Origin of the sequence: uncultured Lutibacter sp., assembly GCF_947495725.1 — a bacterium.
Classification (GTDB): domain Bacteria; phylum Bacteroidota; class Bacteroidia; order Flavobacteriales; family Flavobacteriaceae; genus Lutibacter.
In genome coordinates this window covers 95917-112640 of sequence record NZ_CANLZZ010000007.1, presented here as the reverse complement: position 1 = coordinate 112640, position 16724 = coordinate 95917, and the positions used below count along the sequence as shown (strand labels likewise).

Sequence of the window (16724 nt, the reverse complement as noted above, 5' to 3'; positions counted from 1 at the left end):
CTGCTTTTTTTATTCGTTTCGTACATCTAAAATTATTCCATTTTTTAATTTCCCCTTATCTTCAAGTTCATAAATTTTTTCTGCAACTTGTTTAGGAGTAGATAATTCTCCATTCTCATAAAAATCAATAAATCGTTGAACGGAATTAAACCTTTCTTTTGGAGTGTTTCTTGCCTTGGCTTGCATATCTGTATCAACTACTCCTGGATAAATTGAAACTATTTTTACACCATTTTTAATTTTCTTTTGCTCTTTTGCAACAACTTTTGTCATCATATCAATTCCCGCTTTTGAGGAGCAATATAACGACCAGCTTTCGTATGGGTTTATTGCAGCGCCAGATGAAATATTGATAATTTTCTTTTTGCATTCCCATCCTTTAGTTAATTTAATAAAAAGAGAATTTAAAATTAGTGGAGCTGTTAAATTTACTTTTATTGTGTAATCAATATTTATGGTTGGAATATTTTCTAAAGTATTTACAATTCCTAAATCTCCGGCATTATTTATTAATACCAATTTTTTTGTAGTGTTTTCATCCAATTGCGAAAAAATATCAAGCATAGTTTTTTCAATAGAATCTGAAATGCTTAAATCACATTGATATTGTTCAACTGAATACAACTTTTCAATTTTATTTCTTGAAATTGAAATAACACGGTATCCATTTTTATGAAATTCTTTTGCTAGTCCGTACCCAATTCCTTTATTTCCACCAGTAATAATTACAACTTTTTCCATATTATTTTTATCTTTTTTTAATGGCTTTTTCATAAATATGTATCCAATCTTTTACACTCATTTTTTGCATTAATTGAGCAATTAAATCAAAAGGAATTTCTTCCGCTTTTTTAAATCTGATACAACTTTTTCCCATATCTATTTTACGCTTACAATGTTTTGGGTATTCGTTTACAAACCAATCATAGAGTTCTTTATTGGCATAAATACCGGAATGGTACAATGCAATAAAATTCTTTTGAGACGCAATATTTACAAATGGTAGAGGTAAACTAGTATCGCAATGGTATCCTTCCGGATAAATACTTTTTGGAACCACATAGCCAATCATTCCATAACTCATTTGTTCTTCAAATCCTTTAGGGATATTGGTTAAAATAGTAGTTCTTAGTTTTTTAAAATATGGAATTCTGTCTTCAGGAATATTTTGAATATATTCTTTTGGTGAATTTGCTTTAATTTGCATAGTTTGTAGTTTACCATGCTAATTTAAAGATTATTTATAAAACTTTTTAGATTCATTCCAAAATACATCCATTTCTTGTAATGACATGTTATGAAGTGATTTATTCACTTTTTTCGCTTCTTGTTCTAAATATTGAAAACGATTTATAAATTTTTTGTTAGTTCTTTCCAATGCATTTTCGGGATTTACTTTAATAAATCGAGCGTAATTAATCATTGAAAATAGGACATCTCCAAATTCAGATTCAATTTTATCAGTATTTCCTTTTTTAATTTCTTCATTCAATTCGGCTAATTCCTCTTGGACCTTTTCCCAAACCTGTTCCGGTTTTTCCCAATCGAAACCAACTCCTGCAACCTTGTCTTGTATTCTATTTGCTTTAACCATTGCTGGTAAAGATTTAGGCACGCCTTCTAAAACAGATTTTTTACCTTCTTTAAGTTTTAGCTTTTCCCAATTTTGTTTTACTTCTTCTTCGTCTTTAACTTCAACATCTCCATAAATATGTGGATGACGATAAATAAGCTTTTCTGAAATTTCATTAGCAACATCAGCAATGTCGAACGAGTCGGTTTCAGAGCCTATTTTAGCATAAAAAACAATGTGTAGCAATACATCACCTAATTCTTTTTTAATTTCTTCTAAATCATTATTAAGAATGGCGTCTCCTAATTCGTAAGTTTCTTCGATAGTTAAATGGCGAAGACTTTGAAAAGTTTGCTTTTTATCCCACGGACACTTTAGACGCAATTCGTCCATTATATCTAATAATCGACCAAATGCTTTAAGTTGCTGTTCGCGGGAATTCATAATTTAGGCCTCCTCAGTTTCTTCTTCTACTTCTTTTATCGAAGCAAAATCGAAATTTTTTGAAGCTAATAAATTATACCATTGCACAACTTTTTTAATGTTTGATGTGTAAACACGTTCTTCATCAAAGTTTGGTAAAATTTCTCTAAAATATGAAGTTAAAACTTTACCACTTTCTTTATGACTAATGGTTTCTTTTCCTTCTTCTTTTTCGGCTATACTTTTGAAAATAATTCGAAGAGGAACTTCTTCTTCATAGGTATAAATAGCAATTTCGTTTAACGCACTAATATTATGAGTAACAGTAACTGGTATTTTTTTTCCATCAATTAATGATTCTACAATAATTCCACCTTTAGATTGCGCTTTAATTTCGAACAATCCTGGTTTACCGTTAACAGATACAATATCTTTTAATTCCATAAATTTATTTTCTTTTTAATAAAGGAAACTTCATTCTATAATCCGCTTTTATTTTTCCTTTTGAAATATTTTCTAGTTTCTTTTTAATCAATCTTTTCTTTAAAGATGAAATTCTATCTGTAAATAAAATTCCTTCAATATGGTCATATTCGTGCTGAACAACTCTTGCTGCAATACCTTCAATTACATCAATGTGTTTTTCAAAATTTTCATCCAAATATTCAATAGTTACTTTTTCTTCTCTAAAAACATCTTCTCTAATTTCAGGAATGCTTAAACATCCTTCATTAAAGGCCCATTCTTCTCCTTCTTCTTTAATTATTTTGGCATTGATAAACACTTTATCAAACTTGGATAAAAATTCACGTTCACTTTCGTCCAAATCTTCATCCTCACTAAATGGAGTTGCATTAATAATAAATAAACGAATGGCCTTGCCAATTTGTGGAGCTGCTAAACCAACACCACTAGCGTTAACCATGGTTTCTCTCATATTTTCAATAAGTTCATCCAAATTTGGATAATCTTTATCAATATCAACACCTACTTTTCTTAAAACAGGATCACCGTATGCTATAATAGGTAAAATCATTTTCTTTTTTTTGGAATGCAAAAGTACAAATTTATAGTTGAAACTAAAAAGATGTAATGGAAAAGTACATTTAGGTTAAGATAATTGTTTTGCCATCCATTTATAAAAATCTACATACATAAACATAATTTTAAAAAGTTTTACCCCGTTTGGAACTCTGTCTTTAAAATTTTTATCTATTTCTAAAACTTCATAATGGTTTTTTAAATTCAAATGCTCAAACTTATGATTTGAGAATGAAATCTTATTTTTATAAGGAAGTTTTCCAAAGTCGGCAAAGTTATGTTCTTTAGCATACCAGGCATCAGACATCATAAAAATATAATCATCCTTATTAGTTGTTTCTTCTAACATTCTGGCGGTTCTCCTAGTCCATTTTGTTTGAGCTTCTTTCTCAGTTTTATAATGTGTAAAATGAAGTTCAATATCACCTAAAAGGGCTAGAGGGTAAGTAATGTTTCTATTTTTATACTTACTTTCAGTTACAAAGTTTAAGGGAAGACTCATATAATGGTCAAAATTAGAAAGCAATTTTATGTAACAATCTCCATAAAAACCAATGCTAATAAAAGGTGAGTTATAGGGACGTTGTAACCATTGGTAAACAGATCCTGCCCAACAATTATCGCAAACAATTACAAATTTTTTGTTTTTCAAAAGTTCAATGTCTCGCTTGCTGTATTTTTTTTTGTTGAAAACACGGTATTTTCTTCTAATAAAAACAACTAGTTTTCTAAATATATGATTCCTCATTTCTGTTCTAAATACGTTTGTAAAATTATAGTTGCACTTATTTCATCAATCAAAGCTTTGTTTTGACGCTTTTTTTTCTTTAATCCTCCTTCAATCATACTTTGAAAAGCCATTTTTGATGTAAACCGTTCATCAATTCTTTTAACTTCAATTTTCGGAAAAGTACTTTTTAATTTTTCAATAAAAATTTTAATAAATTGCTCACTTTCACTATGTTTATTGTTCATTTGTTTAGGTTCTCCAACTATAAACAGCTCAACGTTTTCTTGCTGTAAATAGGTAGTTAAAAACGAAAATATTTTTTTTGTATCAACTGTAGTCAGTCCAGATGCAATAATTTGTAATTCATCAGTAATTGCTATTCCTGTTCTTTTAGTTCCGTAATCAAAAGCCAATATTCTACCCAAAATGTTAACAATATTTATAAAGTTGTGCAAATTTACGCATTTAGGATTATATAAAAATTAGAAATTTTATATTTGCAGCAATTAAAGAAATTAAATAAATGGAAGCGATTAGAAAAATTATAGAAAATGCTTGGGATAATAGAGAATTGTTAAAAAACGAGGAAACTCAAAATACAATTCGTGAAGTTGTAGCTTTATTAGATGCAGGTGAATTACGTGTTGCCGAACCTATTGAAGGTGGATGGCAAGTGAACGAGTGGGTTAAGAAAGCCGTTGTTTTGTATTTTCCAATTCAAAAAATGGAAACTCAAGAAGTTGGTATTTTTGAATACCATGATAAAATTCCATTGAAAACAGGATATAAAGAAAAAGGAATAAGAGTTGTACCTCACGCAGTTGCGCGTCATGGAGCATATATTTCGGCCGGTACTATTTTAATGCCAAGTTATGTAAATATTGGAGCTTATGTAGATGAAGGAACTATGGTTGATACTTGGGCTACTGTTGGTAGTTGTGCTCAAATAGGAAAAAATGTTCACTTAAGTGGTGGAGTTGGAATTGGTGGAGTTTTGGAACCATTACAGGCGGCACCAGTAATTATTGAAGATGATGTTTTTGTAGGTTCACGTTGTATAGTTGTTGAAGGTGTTAGAGTAGAAAAAGAAGCTGTTTTAGGTGCTGGAGTTGTTTTAACTATGAGCACAAAAATTATAGATGTAACTGGTCCTGAACCAATTGAGTTAAAAGGTAGAGTTCCTGCACGATCGGTAGTAATTCCAGGAAGTTATAAAAAACAATTTCCAGCAGGAGAATTTAATGTTCCGTGTGCTATGATAATTGGTCAAAGAAAAGCTAGTACCAATAAAAAGACATCTTTAAACGATGCTTTAAGAGAAAATGAAGTAGCAGTTTAAATATATTATATTTATTATAGAAAAATCCTACTTTATTTTATATGAAGTAGGATTTTTTTATTGTTTTAAATTACTCTAAAACAATATATTTGCATTCTAAATATTTTTTGATAAAATGAATACCGAGCTCGAAAATAGTTTAAAAACACTTAAAAATAAGGATGTTTTGTTATATCCAACAGATACTGTTTGGGGAATTGGTTGCGACGCAACATCTGAAGATGCTGTAAATAAGATTTTTAAATTAAAGCAACGTTCTGAAAGTAAAAGCTTAATTATTTTGGTAAATAACTTTGAAATGTTGTGTAAATACATTCCAGAAATTTCTGAAGAAGTTAAAAATCTTTTGCGAAATTCAATAAAACCAACAACAATAATTTATAACAATCCAATAGGGCTAGCAAAAAATGTGGTTGCAGATGACAATACTGTAGCAATTAGAATTCCTAAAAACGATTTTTGTTTTCAACTAATAAAAGATTTTGGTAAACCCATAGTTTCAACTTCAGCAAATATAAGTGGAGCAGCTACACCAAATTGTTTTGAAGAAATTGATGCCGCTATTTTGGATAGCGTAGACTATGTTGTAAATTTGCAACGCAAGGAAGTAAATCATAAATCATCAACAATTTTAAAGGTTGGTGAAAATGGAGAAATTATAGTACTTCGAGATTAATATATGCATAAAAACACTACTTATAAAGATGCGATTTCGCATCCTATTTTTGAATATATTTCAAAAGCCTCAGATAATTTACAATTAAATTCGTATGTAATTGGAGGATTTGTACGTGATTATTTTTTAAATAGAGGAACACCTAAAGACATAGATATTGTTGCAATTGGAAGTGGTATAGAATTAGCACAGGAGGTTGCCAAATTATTACCACACAAACCCAAGGTCCAAGTATTTAAAACTTATGGAACGGCAATGCTTCGATTTGAAGATGTTGAAGTTGAGTTTGTTGGAGCAAGAAAAGAATCTTACAACGAAAACAGTAGAAATCCAGTTGTTGAAAACGGGACATTGCAAGATGATCAAAATCGTAGAGATTTTACAATAAATGCCCTGGCAATAAGTTTAAATGGTAAAGATTTAGGAAAATTATTAGACCCTTTTAATGGATTAAAAGCATTAGATAATAAAACTATAGTTACACCATTAAATCCGGATATTACCTATTCCGATGATCCTTTGCGAATGATGCGGGCAATTAGGTTTGCGGCACAATTAGGTTTTAAAATTGAAGAAAAATCATTAGAAGCAATAACAAGAAATTCTGAACGATTAGATATTATTACCAGAGAACGTATTATTGATGAATTTAATAAAATAATGCTTTCAGATGTTCCATCAGTTGGAATATTATTACTACATAAAACGAAATTATTGGAGCGTTTTTTACCTGAACTTACTAATCTTCAAGGAGTAGATGAGGTAGAAGGGCAGAAGCATAAAGATAATTTTTATCATACCTTGGAAGTTGTTGATAATATTTCAAGAAATACACAAGATTTATGGCTACGTTGGGCAGCATTGTTACACGATATTGGAAAGGCACCAACAAAAAAGTTCGATAAAAATATTGGATGGACATTTCATTCGCACGAATTTGTGGGATCAAAAATGGTATATAAATTGTTTAAAAGATTGAAAATGCCATTAAATGAGAAAATGAAATTTGTTCAGAAAATGGTTTTTTTAAGTTCTAGACCAATTATATTGGCAACGGATGTAACTGATGCCGCTGTACGCAGATTAATTTTTGATACAGGAGATGATATTGATAGTTTAATGACTCTTTGTGAAGCTGATATTACAACAAAAAATAAAGCGAAATTTAAGCGTTACCATAATAACTTTAAAAATGTTCGCGAAAAAATAAAAGAAGTTGAAGAAAGAGATCACGTTCGTAATTTTCAACCGCCAATTTCTGGAGAATTAATTATGGAAACATTTAATTTAAAACCGTGTAGAGAAATAGGTCAAATTAAAGATGCTATAAAAGATGCTATTTTAGATGGGAAAATAGCAAATGACTATGATGAAGCTTATGCTTTTATGCTAATAAGGGCAAAAAAAATAGGATTAAAAAAAGCCTAAAGTAAAACTTTAGGCTTTTTAATTTTTATAAGAGTTGTATATTATAACGATTGCATTGTTACTAATTTATAGTACTCACCTTTATTAGCTAATAACTCATCGTGCTTTCCTTGTTCTACAATTTCACCTTTGCGTAAAACAACAATTTTATCGGCATTTTGTATAGTAGATAACCTATGTGCAATTACTAAAGAAGTTCTATTTTTGGTCATTTCCTCTAAAGCTTTTTGAACTAACTGTTCACTTTCGGTATCTAAAGCTGATGTAGCTTCATCCAAAACCATAATAGGAGGGTTTTTAAGAACAGCACGGGCAATACTTAAACGTTGTTTTTGTCCTCCTGAAAGTGTGTTTCCGCTGTCGCCAATATTGGTTTCAAACTGATTTGGTAAATCTTTAATAAATTCGTAGGCGTTTGCTACTTTACTTGCTTTTAAAATATCTTCATCACTGGCAAATTCAACACCTAAACAAATATTATTTTTAACGGTATCATTAAATAAAATGGAATCTTGTGTAACAATTCCCATTAATTCACGAAGTGATTTTTGTTTTAAATCTCTAATATCTTGTCCATCAATTTTTACGGTTCCTTCATTTACATCGTAAAAACGGGTAATAAGGTTTGCTAATGTAGATTTTCCACTACCAGATTGACCAACTAGAGCAACTGTTTCACCTTTTTTAATATCTAGAGAAAAGTTTTTTAGAACGTATTCATCTTTATATTTAAATGATATATTTTCAAAAGAGATATTAGTGTCAAACGTTTTTTTCTCTAAAGCATCGGCTTTGTCAACAATGGTATTTTCACTTTCAATAATTTTAAAAATACGTTCGGCAGAGGCAGTTCCTTTTTGAATTTCGTACGATGCTGTTGAAATTGCTTTAGCAGGGTTTAAAACCAAATAAAACAATCCAATGTATCCAAAAAATTCTTCTGGTTTCATTGGGCTAGAATCTGTTAAAACCAATCTTCCACCAAAGTATAAAATAGCAATAATTGTTGCAGAACCGAGAAATTCACTCATTGGTGAAGCTAATGTTTTACGGTGTAAAACACTATTCATCAATTGTCTAAATTTAGAAGTTGAATTATTGAATTTTTTTTCAATTTTATTTTCAGCGTTAAAACCTTTGATTACTCTTAAACCAGTTAATGTTTCTTCTATAAATGAAATAAAATTTCCGGTTTCTTGTTGTGCTAATATAGAATTTGCTTTTAATTTTTTTCCTACTAAAGCAATAATAACTCCAGAAACGGGTAATAGAATAAATACAAACAATGTTAGTTTTACACTTATAGCAAACATTGAAATTAAGGTTAATACCACGGTTAAAGGTTCACGTACAACAACTTCTAATTGTTTTAAAAAGGAAAATTCAATTTCTTGAATATCAGAAGTCATTCTAGCAATAATATCTCCTTTTTTCTTTTCAGAGAAGAAGGAAAGAGGTAATATTAATATTTTATTATAAATACCATCTCGTAAATCTTTAATAACTCCGTTTCTTAAAAAGTTTAGAAAGAATGAAGCCAAATAGCGCGATACGTTTTTGAAGAAAAATAAACTAAATGAAAGAATGCATATAAAAAGTAATGCTTTTTCAATACCACCGGTATCTATTAGCTGTGTTACTTTATAATTTAAAGATCCTTGCACATATTTATATAATGACGAAATACCAGTATAAACTGGCGCTTCGTACACTTTTTCTTCTTGACCAAATAAAATACCAAGTACTGGAATAAAACCTAATACAGATAATACATTAAATATTGCATATAATATATTAAAGATTATGTTTAGAATAGCGAACCTTCTATAAGGTTTTGTATATGATATAACTTTTTTGAAACTACTCATTAAGATAATTTCATTTCAGTAATAATTCTTTGAATTTTAGTATCTAAATTATTTTTAACTTGCACTGCATTTTCTATGGCGTCAAGCGGTCCTCTTACACTAAAATAAAATTTAATTTTAGGTTCAGTTCCACTCGGTCTTGCGGCAACTTTGGTTCCATCAACTGTTTCGTAAATTAATACATTTGATTTTGGGATTTCAATTGCTTCAACCGTATTTAACAATAAATCAGTTTTTGTAGAAGCTTCGTAATCGTAAACATAGTTAACTTTAGAACCGTCAATTTCAGTTACAGGATTTTCGCGTAAATCAACCATCATTTGTGCAATTTGTTGTGCTCCATCCATCCCTTTTCTAACTAAAGAAATTAAATGTTCTTTATAATAGTTATTATCAACATAAATTTGTAATAATTCTTTATACATGGAGCTTCCTTTTGCTTTTGCGTCGGCTGCTATTTCACAAGCCAATAAAGTTGCTGTAACTGCATCTTTATCTCTTACAAAATCACCAACCATATAGCCAAAGCTTTCTTCACCACCTCCAATAAAGTCTTGTTTACCTTCGGCTTCACGAACCATTTTAGCAATCCATTTAAAACCTGTTAATCCTACTTTGGTTTCTACTCCATAACTAGAAGCAATTTCATTAACTAAGTTTGTTGAAACAATGGTGGATCCAACAAATTGTTTACCGTTTAATTTACCTTCTTCTTTCCATTTTTTAATAAGAAAATTAGTCATTAAACACATAGTTTGATTACCGTTTAATAACTTCATATTTCCTTCTAAATCTCTTACAGCAATACCCAATCTATCACAGTCAGGATCAGTTCCAATTAAAATATCAGCACCTACTTTATTAGCTAAATCTGTAGCCATTTTTAAAGCTGCAGGTTCTTCTGGATTTGGAGAAGCAACTGTTGGGAAATCACCGTTTGGAACTCTTTGTTCTTCAACAATACTAACATTTGCATATCCTGCTTTTTCTAAAGCTGCCGGTACGGCAGTAATAGATGTTCCGTGTAATGAAGTAAATACAATTTTTAAATTATCTCTTCCGTCAATATTGAAAGTTCCATTTTTAACTGAAGCATCAATAAAAGCATTATCTACCTTTTCGCCAATAACTTCAATTAATTTTTCGTTGGCGTTAAATTTAACATCAGCAAATGCTAAACTGTTAACTTCATCAATAATTTCTCCGTCTTGTGGAGGTACAATTTGACCACCATCTGCCCAATAAACTTTGTATCCATTATATTCTGGTGGATTGTGAGATGCTGTTAATACAATTCCTGCATCACATCCTAAATGTTTAACTGCAAAAGAAAGTTCAGGTGTTGCACGTAAGTCTTCGAATAAATAAACTTTAATTCCGTTTGCAGAAAGTACATCTGCAACAACTTTTGCAAATGATTTACTATTATGACGACAATCAAAAGCAATAACAACTTTTAGTTGCTTGTTTGTGAAAGTTTTAATTAAATAATTGGATAATCCTTGTGTTGCCTTTCCAAGTGTATACTTGTTAATTCTATTGATTCCCGCACCCATAATTCCTCTCATTCCACCAGTACCGAATTCCATATTTTTATAAAAACGGTCGTTTAATTGATCTTGATCAGTATCAATTAAATGTTTAATTTCTTGTTGAGTTTCAGAATCAAATGTATCGGTTAGCCAAAGTTTTGCTTTTTCTAATATAGTGCTCATAATTGTTATTTAATCAAATTTTATACAAAAATAATGTTATTACTTTTAACTTTCAGAAGTTTTTACTAAAACGTTATAAATTGAGGTTTTTGGAAATTGAATAGCGTTTAGAATCGGTTTTTGATTTTAAAATAATTTCACCTAAAAAACCAGCCAAGAAAAATTGAGTTCCTATAACCATAGTAATCAGAGAGATATAAAATTGAGGTCTTTGAGTAATTAACCTACCTTCTGGGTGAATAAATATTTTATCTATACCTAGGTAAAAAGCAAACAAAAAACCAATTACAAACATTAAGGTACCTAAAAGTCCAAATAAATGCATTGGTCGTTTTCCAAATTTAGATAAAAACCAAATGGTTATTAAATCTAGAAAACCATTAATAAATCGGTCCATTCCAAATTTTGTAACGCCATATTTTCTAGCTTGGTGAATAACAACTTTTTCTCCAATTTTATTAAAACCGGCATTTTTTGCAAGCACAGGAATATAACGATGCATTTCACCGTTTACATCAACATTTTTAACAACTTCGTTTTTATAAGCTTTTAGTCCACAATTAAAGTCATGAAGTTTTAAACCTGAAGTTTTACGCGCGGCAGCATTAAATAGTTTTGATGGAATGTTTTTTCTTATTTTTGAATCGTATCTCTTTTTTTTCCAACCGGAAATTAAATCGTATCCTTCTTTAACAATTAAGTCATACAATTCAGGAATTTCATCTGGACTGTCTTGTAAATCAGCATCCATAGTAATAACAACATTACCTTTAACTACTTTAAATCCAGCGTTTAAGGCTTGTGATTTACCATAATTTTTTTGAAATCTAATACCTTTAACATTTTCATTCTTTTTTGAAAGGTTTTCAATTACTTCCCAAGAATTGTCTGTACTACCATCATCAATAAAAAGTATTTCATAAGAATAACGATTGGACTGCATAACTTTTGCAATCCAATCGTGTAATTCATTTAAAGATTCGTCTTCGTTAAGTAGTGGGATAACTACTGATATATCCATATAATATTGTTTTGTTTAATCTAATGCAGGATCTTTTTTCTTCAAAATAAAAGCTAATAACAAACCAAATAACGAGAAGATAGCTATTGAAATTGTAAAACCTTTTAGAAGAGAAAGTAAGCTATATGGCTTGTCATTTTTAATTTTTTCTATTGCTTCATCAAATTTATCGTGAAACTCATCAACTTGTTCTTGTGGAGCATTCCCCATTTTACTTGCAAAAAAATCTCTTTGATTTTCAGTTACTTGTATTTGTTCTTGTTTAACAACTTGTTCAAAGTTTTTATCAATTACATTAAATAAAACAAAATTCATTAAAGTTGATAATAAAAAACTTACAATAACCATTATAAAATAAGAGGCAAAAGCATTTTTAAAGGAAATAAAACCGCCTAATGCTTTTTTAGAAAATGCAATAACCACAATACCTAAAATAATAACAGCTAAAAAAACAAAAGCTAAAGTCCAATAGCTAACAAGAAATGAAATAGAGAAAGCATAACCCAATAAAGTAGGCAGGATTAATAAAAAACCAAGGATTAATCCAAAGTTGATACCATTTTTTTTAATAATTTGATTCATAAGATTGTGATTTTTGAGTAACAAATATACTAAATAGACATTTAGTAAAGTATAATTTTGTTTAACATTAATAAATTAGTTCTAATAATTTATTAGTAAACAGTTATTTAAAATTGTTACATAAATTTATATAAAAATCATTGTTTAAACTAAAAATTGATTGTAAATTTGCACCCGGCAAGTCCTACACAACTAGCTCCCTTTGAATCCTCCAGGGCGGGAACGCAGCAAAGGTATTAGGTTGTAGCAGTGTGATGTAGGTAGCTTGCCTTTTTTTTATGCCCTTTTTTCAATAAGAAATTAGAAAATAAAACTTAACTTAAGGTCTTACATTACATTTGAAAATGTATTTTTGAACCAAATTCTCAATTTTAAATACAAATAATGGCTAAAGTAGTGTTAGTTACCGGAGGATCTTCTGGTATAGGAAAGTCGGTAGGAGAGTATTTATGCTCAAAAGGCTTTGTAGTTTATGGAACTAGTAGAAATCCTCAAACAATTAAAAATCATCCGTTTAAATTGGTTGCTTTGGATGTGAGAAATGTTTCAACTATAAATGCTGCTGTTGCTGAAGTTATTAAAAATGAAGGAAAATTAGACGTGTTGGTAAATAATGCTGGAATGGGAATTACAGGGCCTATTGAAGAAACACCAACTGATGAAATGAGAAAAGTTTTTGACACTAATTTTTTCGGTGCCATTGATGTTATGAAAGCTGTTTTACCACAAATGAGAAAACAAAATAGCGGATTAATTATTAATGTTACTTCAATTGCTGGTTATATGGGATTACCTTTTCGTGGCATATATTCGGCATCAAAAGGAGCTTTAGAAATTGTTACTGAGGCTATTAGAATGGAAGTGAAAGAATTTGGAGTAGAAATAACTAATGTTGCGCCTGGAGATTTTGCAACAAACATTGCTTCAGGAAGATTTCATACTCCTGTTTTTGAAAATTCACCATATAAAGATAAGTATCAGTCAAATCTAGAATTGATGGATGCTCACGTAGATAGTGGAAGTGACCCGATACAAATGGCCGAAGCGATTCATAAAATAATAAATTTAGAAAAGCCAAATATTCATTATAAAGTTGGAGATTTTATGCAAAAGTTCTCTATTGTTTTGAAGAAAATTTTACCAGATAAAGTTTATGAAAAGCTATTAATGAACCATTACAAATTATAGATACATTGTTGAATTTATGCATTGATATTTATTCGTTATTAAGTTCTTTGTATCTTTGAAAACGCCAAAAATCTTGATAAGCATACATTAAATCGGTAGACATATCCATCCATTTTACTTGTCGAGTTCTTATGGCATCTCTTAATTTTTTATACTTTTTTTTAGTTAAAGGAAGCTTGATTTTTTTTACATCTAATTTTTTCATTTTGATATATTTTAGTGTTTTTATTTCATTAAATTAAATTCTACAATTTCATTTTAAAAGGTAGACTTAATGATCTTATTTTATTTGTAGAAAATAGGGTGTAAAAGTTGTTTGGAGTTTAATTTATAAAACAACTTTTATCTTTATAACATAATAAAATTATTTCTAAAAAGCAAATTATTCGAGCTAATTAGCTAAAAATAAGCCTTTTTACGTTAGGAGTCTTAAATTTTCAGTTAGTAGAGTTAGTTTAGTAATTAAAGCTTAAATTATAATCATTTATATATTTTTGCAACTAATATTATTACTAATTAACTAAATAAAAACAGAATGAAATTTTTTATTGATACGGCAAATTTAGATCAAATTAAAGAAGCTCAAGCACTTGGTGTTTTAGATGGTGTTACAACAAATCCGTCATTAATGGCTAAAGAAGGAATTAAAGGTGAAGAAAATATTTTAAAACATTATGCAGACATTTGTAATATTGTAGATGGAGATGTTTCGGCAGAAGTAATTTCAACAGATTTTGCAGGAATGGTAAAAGAGGGAGAAGCCTTAGCCGCTTTACATCCTCAAATTGTAATAAAGTTACCAATGATAGCTGATGGTGTTAAGGCTTGTAAATATTTTTCGGATAAAGGAATTAAAACAAATGTTACCTTGGTTTTTTCTGCGGGACAAGCTTTATTAGCGGCAAAAGCAGGTGCAACTTATATGTCTCCGTTTATTGGGCGTTTAGATGACATTTCTTCAGACGGTTTACACCTTATTTCTGAAATAAGACATATTTATAATAATTATGGATTTGAAACCGAAATTTTAGCAGCATCTGTCCGTCATACAATGCATATCATTGATTGTGCAAAAATTGGAGCAGATGTTATGACAGGTCCATTAAGCGCAATAAAAGGTTTATTAAAACATCCTTTAACTGAGAGTGGTTTAGCTCAATTTTTAGCAGATTATAATAAAGGAAACTAATAAATTTTGCTATGTTAAATAAAGGCTGTTTAAAAAGAAATTATAGATATGTGAACTTTTTTAAACAGCCTTTACAATTTTTATGTCATTACGTCTATATTATATTTGGCTAATCTGCGAATAAAAATTAATGAAATCTGTCTTTTAATTATTTTATAATTAATTTTTTTGCAATATTAATACCATTATTAGTCGCTTTTAAAATATAAACTCCTGATGCCCATCCAGTAATATCTACCTTTGTATGTTCTTTAGGCTTTACAGTTAAGCTATGCACCAACTGGCCAGTTAACGTATAAAATTTAAAAGAAGTTTCTCCCTCAGTAACGTTATTACTAATATAACATTGCTCTTTCGAAGGGTTTGGATATATAGAAATGTTTGAGTTTAAAATGTCCTCTTCAACTGAGAGTGTACTAAAAGGGTCACTATTTAGGAAAAAACCAATAGTATTTATATTGGATGTAGTTAAGGTACCTGTAGCACCTGAATTTTTGTGTTGAAAAGAAACATCAAAAGATGATAATGCATTTATTCCGCTAACTATACCAATCAAGCCTCCGCTACCTGTTGTACCATTAAGAACATAGCGTTGTATCTCAAAAGGCGTAAATGTTCCCGCAGAACTTGTAAACTCATGGGTAGCATATGCTATATTATCACCAGCTGCTGTCATATTATAGGTGGTATGCATAAAAAACTTATTATCTGTAAAACCATTTTCTGGAGCCGTTATTGTGGCTGAATTAATAACGCTATATGTATTTGTAGTGCTTGTTTCACTTGGAGGTGATTGGGTATATGAAGGAAACACATCATCTCCAGTAGCAATTGTACTTCTTAAAACAACGGCAGATATTGTAGCTCCGATTGTTGAAAGATTTGTTCCTGTATTTACCTTGTCAGCTAACCTAAAATAATAATTTCCTGCTGGCTTTGCTTTGATTAAAGTTGCTATAGTTGCAGCACCAATACCGGCATCATTTGCAGCAGTAATAGATCTTGTAATTTGTGAATTTGGAATATCTGTGTATGAAATATTATCGGTAGATTCTTGTATTGACCAATCTCCAGATGCAGAAACGTCTGTTGTACTAGTTGAAAATGTAGAAGTTATATAGATATCAGCTGTTTTTTCAAGAGTAATCATATTTGTTGTTGCAACAGGCGAATAAGTAGTTGAAGTTGTACTTGTTAATGATGCAGTTGCTTGCCCACTTGGTAAGATAATATTACTATTAGAAATTTCAATAGCAGTTATTATTGCTTTTGATGTAAATTGTTTATTTTCACCACTCGTTGTTTTAGTATGCTCTAATGTAAATGTTTTTGATCCAGTAAATGGGGTACTATCAAAAATAAAAGAAATTGATACTTTTCCTTTGTCTGTGTAGGTTTTAGTTGTTACATAGCGAAAAATAACTGGACTAAAATTTGTACCATCTGTTAATCTAAATTCCGTATTTATATCACTATTTCCACTAGTAACAGTTGCTTCAATTACAGCTTTAACCAATACTTTTGTTCCAGCAGTTAGATTTAGTGATGTTACCACTACTGGAGTCCAATTAACGCCATTTCCTGTTGTAGTTGCAGTGCCCTGAGCAGTTGAAGCAGTTAAAGCTTTTTGGGCATTAATAAATGCGATGTTTAAAAAGAAACATAAAACGGATAAAATAAAAACATTTTTTTTCATAGTGTAAATACTTAATTAAAATAAGATATTTTGTAAGTAAATATACGATTTTTTTAGGTGTTAATTTTTAAATTATTAATAAAAAAATTAATAATTTAAAAATAATGAAGTTTTTTTTTGATGTAAAATAAAGAGTTGTTATTCAAATGTTTAATAAGTGATTATTCTAAATAAAATGATTTTAAATTATATAGTAAAGCTTAAATAAATTCATCTTTATAATATTGATATTTGTCAAGTTAAAAACTCCAACTA

General features: G+C 29.6%; 18 protein-coding genes and 1 other RNA gene. 6 read left to right on the top strand and 13 right to left on the bottom strand.

Annotated features, from left to right (window positions below):
- Positions 1–9: 9 nt before the first annotated feature.
- The 7 genes from Q0776_RS15495 to ruvX all read right to left on the bottom strand — a co-directional run bounded on the left by Q0776_RS15495 (position 10) and on the right by ruvX (position 4192).
- Positions 10–774 (bottom strand): SDR family NAD(P)-dependent oxidoreductase, encoded by a 765-nt coding sequence (locus Q0776_RS15495; RefSeq protein WP_298370218.1) that lies wholly within the window; start codon positions 772–774, stop codon positions 10–12.
- The gene (locus Q0776_RS15490; RefSeq protein WP_298370216.1) at positions 749–1207 is read right to left on the bottom strand and encodes a DUF1801 domain-containing protein; all 459 of its coding nucleotides are present in this window, start codon (positions 1205–1207) and stop codon (positions 749–751) included. Before Q0776_RS15490 ends, Q0776_RS15495 begins: the two co-directional genes overlap by 26 nt.
- 30 nt (positions 1208–1237) lie before the next feature.
- Positions 1238–2017 carry a nucleoside triphosphate pyrophosphohydrolase gene (gene mazG, locus Q0776_RS15485; protein ID WP_298370213.1) on the bottom strand — a complete coding sequence of 260 codons (780 nt, stop codon included), beginning with the start codon at positions 2015–2017 and terminating at the stop codon, positions 1238–1240.
- Positions 2018–2020: 3 nt separating this feature from the next.
- Positions 2021–2440 (bottom strand): DUF5606 domain-containing protein, encoded by a 420-nt coding sequence (locus Q0776_RS15480; protein ID WP_298370210.1) that lies wholly within the window; start codon positions 2438–2440, stop codon positions 2021–2023.
- Positions 2441–2444: 4 nt separating this feature from the next.
- A complete protein-coding gene (def, locus tag Q0776_RS15475) occupies positions 2445–3032 on the bottom strand; it encodes a peptide deformylase (protein WP_298370207.1) in 588 nt (195 codons plus the stop codon).
- A gap of 75 nt (positions 3033–3107) precedes the next feature.
- On the bottom strand, positions 3108–3785 hold the full coding sequence (locus tag Q0776_RS15470) for a DUF1919 domain-containing protein (protein WP_298370204.1): 678 nt from the start codon (positions 3783–3785) through the stop codon (positions 3108–3110).
- The gene (ruvX, locus tag Q0776_RS15465) at positions 3782–4192 is read right to left on the bottom strand and encodes a Holliday junction resolvase RuvX (protein ID WP_298370598.1); all 411 of its coding nucleotides are present in this window, start codon (positions 4190–4192) and stop codon (positions 3782–3784) included. The genes Q0776_RS15470 and ruvX overlap by 4 nt, the downstream gene beginning before the upstream one ends.
- A gap of 98 nt (positions 4193–4290) precedes the next feature.
- On the opposite strand from ruvX, the gene Q0776_RS15460 reads away from it, so the two are divergent.
- The 3 genes from Q0776_RS15460 to Q0776_RS15450 all read left to right on the top strand — a co-directional run bounded on the left by Q0776_RS15460 (position 4291) and on the right by Q0776_RS15450 (position 7210).
- Positions 4291–5106, top strand: a complete 816-nt coding sequence (locus tag Q0776_RS15460) for a 2,3,4,5-tetrahydropyridine-2,6-dicarboxylate N-succinyltransferase (RefSeq protein WP_298370202.1) — start codon at positions 4291–4293, stop codon at positions 5104–5106.
- Positions 5107–5221: 115 nt separating this feature from the next.
- On the top strand, positions 5222–5782 hold the full coding sequence (locus tag Q0776_RS15455) for an L-threonylcarbamoyladenylate synthase (protein WP_298370200.1): 561 nt from the start codon (positions 5222–5224) through the stop codon (positions 5780–5782).
- Between the two features lie 3 nt (positions 5783–5785).
- Positions 5786–7210 (top strand): HD domain-containing protein, encoded by a 1425-nt coding sequence (locus tag Q0776_RS15450; RefSeq protein WP_298370199.1) that lies wholly within the window; start codon positions 5786–5788, stop codon positions 7208–7210.
- A gap of 41 nt (positions 7211–7251) precedes the next feature.
- Here the strand turns inward: Q0776_RS15450 and Q0776_RS15445 are convergent, their stop codons facing one another.
- The 4 genes from Q0776_RS15445 to Q0776_RS15430 form a co-directional block, all read right to left on the bottom strand.
- Positions 7252–9078 carry an ABC transporter ATP-binding protein gene (locus tag Q0776_RS15445; protein ID WP_298370196.1) on the bottom strand — a complete coding sequence of 609 codons (1827 nt, stop codon included), beginning with the start codon at positions 9076–9078 and terminating at the stop codon, positions 7252–7254.
- Entirely contained in the window at positions 9078–10793 is a 1716-nt protein-coding gene (locus Q0776_RS15440) for a phospho-sugar mutase (RefSeq protein ID WP_298370194.1), read from the bottom strand. The genes Q0776_RS15445 and Q0776_RS15440 overlap by 1 nt, the downstream gene beginning before the upstream one ends.
- Positions 10794–10866: 73 nt before the next feature.
- Positions 10867–11814: a glycosyltransferase family 2 protein gene (locus Q0776_RS15435; protein ID WP_298370191.1), complete on the bottom strand. Its 948-nt coding sequence runs from the start codon at positions 11812–11814 to the stop codon at positions 10867–10869.
- Between the two features lie 15 nt (positions 11815–11829).
- Positions 11830–12396, bottom strand: a complete 567-nt coding sequence (locus Q0776_RS15430; RefSeq protein ID WP_298370188.1) for a DUF4199 domain-containing protein — start codon at positions 12394–12396, stop codon at positions 11830–11832.
- Positions 12397–12571: 175 nt separating this feature from the next.
- On the opposite strand from Q0776_RS15430, the gene ffs reads away from it, so the two are divergent.
- Both ffs and Q0776_RS15420 read left to right on the top strand, forming a co-directional pair.
- An RNA gene (gene ffs, locus Q0776_RS15425) (signal recognition particle sRNA small type) lies at positions 12572–12670 on the top strand.
- Positions 12671–12780: 110 nt separating this feature from the next.
- On the top strand, positions 12781–13584 hold the full coding sequence (locus tag Q0776_RS15420) for an SDR family oxidoreductase (protein WP_298370186.1): 804 nt from the start codon (positions 12781–12783) through the stop codon (positions 13582–13584).
- 28 nt (positions 13585–13612) lie between these two features.
- Here Q0776_RS15420 and Q0776_RS15415 read toward each other — a convergent pair whose 3' ends face one another.
- Complete coding sequence (locus tag Q0776_RS15415; protein ID WP_298370185.1) at positions 13613–13789, bottom strand: hypothetical protein; 177 nt, start codon at positions 13787–13789, stop codon at positions 13613–13615.
- A 330-nt stretch (positions 13790–14119) separates the two neighbouring features.
- Here Q0776_RS15415 and fsa point away from each other — a divergent pair, with 330 nt between their 5' ends.
- Positions 14120–14773 (top strand): fructose-6-phosphate aldolase, encoded by a 654-nt coding sequence (gene fsa, locus Q0776_RS15410; RefSeq protein WP_298370183.1) that lies wholly within the window; start codon positions 14120–14122, stop codon positions 14771–14773.
- Between the two features lie 148 nt (positions 14774–14921).
- Here the strand turns inward: fsa and Q0776_RS15405 are convergent, their stop codons facing one another.
- Entirely contained in the window at positions 14922–16469 is a 1548-nt protein-coding gene (locus tag Q0776_RS15405) for a T9SS type A sorting domain-containing protein (RefSeq protein ID WP_298370181.1), read from the bottom strand.
- Between the last annotated feature and the right edge of the window lie 255 nt (positions 16470–16724).

What these genes read in the sequence shown, in the direction of transcription:
- Q0776_RS15420 (WP_298370186.1), top strand. Translation starts at nt 12,781, where the DNA reads ATGGCTAAAGTAGTGTTAGTTACCGGAGGATCTTCTGGTATAGGAAAG.
- Q0776_RS15405 (WP_298370181.1), bottom strand. Translation starts at nt 16,469, where the DNA reads ATGAAAAAAAATGTTTTTATTTTATCCGTTTTATGTTTCTTTTTAAAC.
- Q0776_RS15415 (WP_298370185.1), bottom strand. Translation starts at nt 13,789, where the DNA reads ATGAAAAAATTAGATGTAAAAAAAATCAAGCTTCCTTTAACTAAAAAA.
- Q0776_RS15490 (WP_298370216.1), bottom strand. Translation starts at nt 1,207, where the DNA reads ATGCAAATTAAAGCAAATTCACCAAAAGAATATATTCAAAATATTCCT.
- Q0776_RS15450 (WP_298370199.1), top strand. Translation starts at nt 5,786, where the DNA reads ATGCATAAAAACACTACTTATAAAGATGCGATTTCGCATCCTATTTTT.
- fsa (WP_298370183.1), top strand. Translation starts at nt 14,120, where the DNA reads ATGAAATTTTTTATTGATACGGCAAATTTAGATCAAATTAAAGAAGCT.
- def (WP_298370207.1), bottom strand. Translation starts at nt 3,032, where the DNA reads ATGATTTTACCTATTATAGCATACGGTGATCCTGTTTTAAGAAAAGTA.
- Q0776_RS15445 (WP_298370196.1), bottom strand. Translation starts at nt 9,078, where the DNA reads ATGAGTAGTTTCAAAAAAGTTATATCATATACAAAACCTTATAGAAGG.
- Q0776_RS15460 (WP_298370202.1), top strand. Translation starts at nt 4,291, where the DNA reads ATGGAAGCGATTAGAAAAATTATAGAAAATGCTTGGGATAATAGAGAA.
- Q0776_RS15440 (WP_298370194.1), bottom strand. Translation starts at nt 10,793, where the DNA reads ATGAGCACTATATTAGAAAAAGCAAAACTTTGGCTAACCGATACATTT.
- Q0776_RS15495 (WP_298370218.1), bottom strand. Translation starts at nt 774, where the DNA reads ATGAAAAAGCCATTAAAAAAAGATAAAAATAATATGGAAAAAGTTGTA.
- Q0776_RS15470 (WP_298370204.1), bottom strand. Translation starts at nt 3,785, where the DNA reads ATGAGGAATCATATATTTAGAAAACTAGTTGTTTTTATTAGAAGAAAA.
- Q0776_RS15480 (WP_298370210.1), bottom strand. Translation starts at nt 2,440, where the DNA reads ATGGAATTAAAAGATATTGTATCTGTTAACGGTAAACCAGGATTGTTC.
- Q0776_RS15435 (WP_298370191.1), bottom strand. Translation starts at nt 11,814, where the DNA reads ATGGATATATCAGTAGTTATCCCACTACTTAACGAAGACGAATCTTTA.
- Q0776_RS15455 (WP_298370200.1), top strand. Translation starts at nt 5,222, where the DNA reads ATGAATACCGAGCTCGAAAATAGTTTAAAAACACTTAAAAATAAGGAT.
- mazG (WP_298370213.1), bottom strand. Translation starts at nt 2,017, where the DNA reads ATGAATTCCCGCGAACAGCAACTTAAAGCATTTGGTCGATTATTAGAT.
- Q0776_RS15430 (WP_298370188.1), bottom strand. Translation starts at nt 12,396, where the DNA reads ATGAATCAAATTATTAAAAAAAATGGTATCAACTTTGGATTAATCCTT.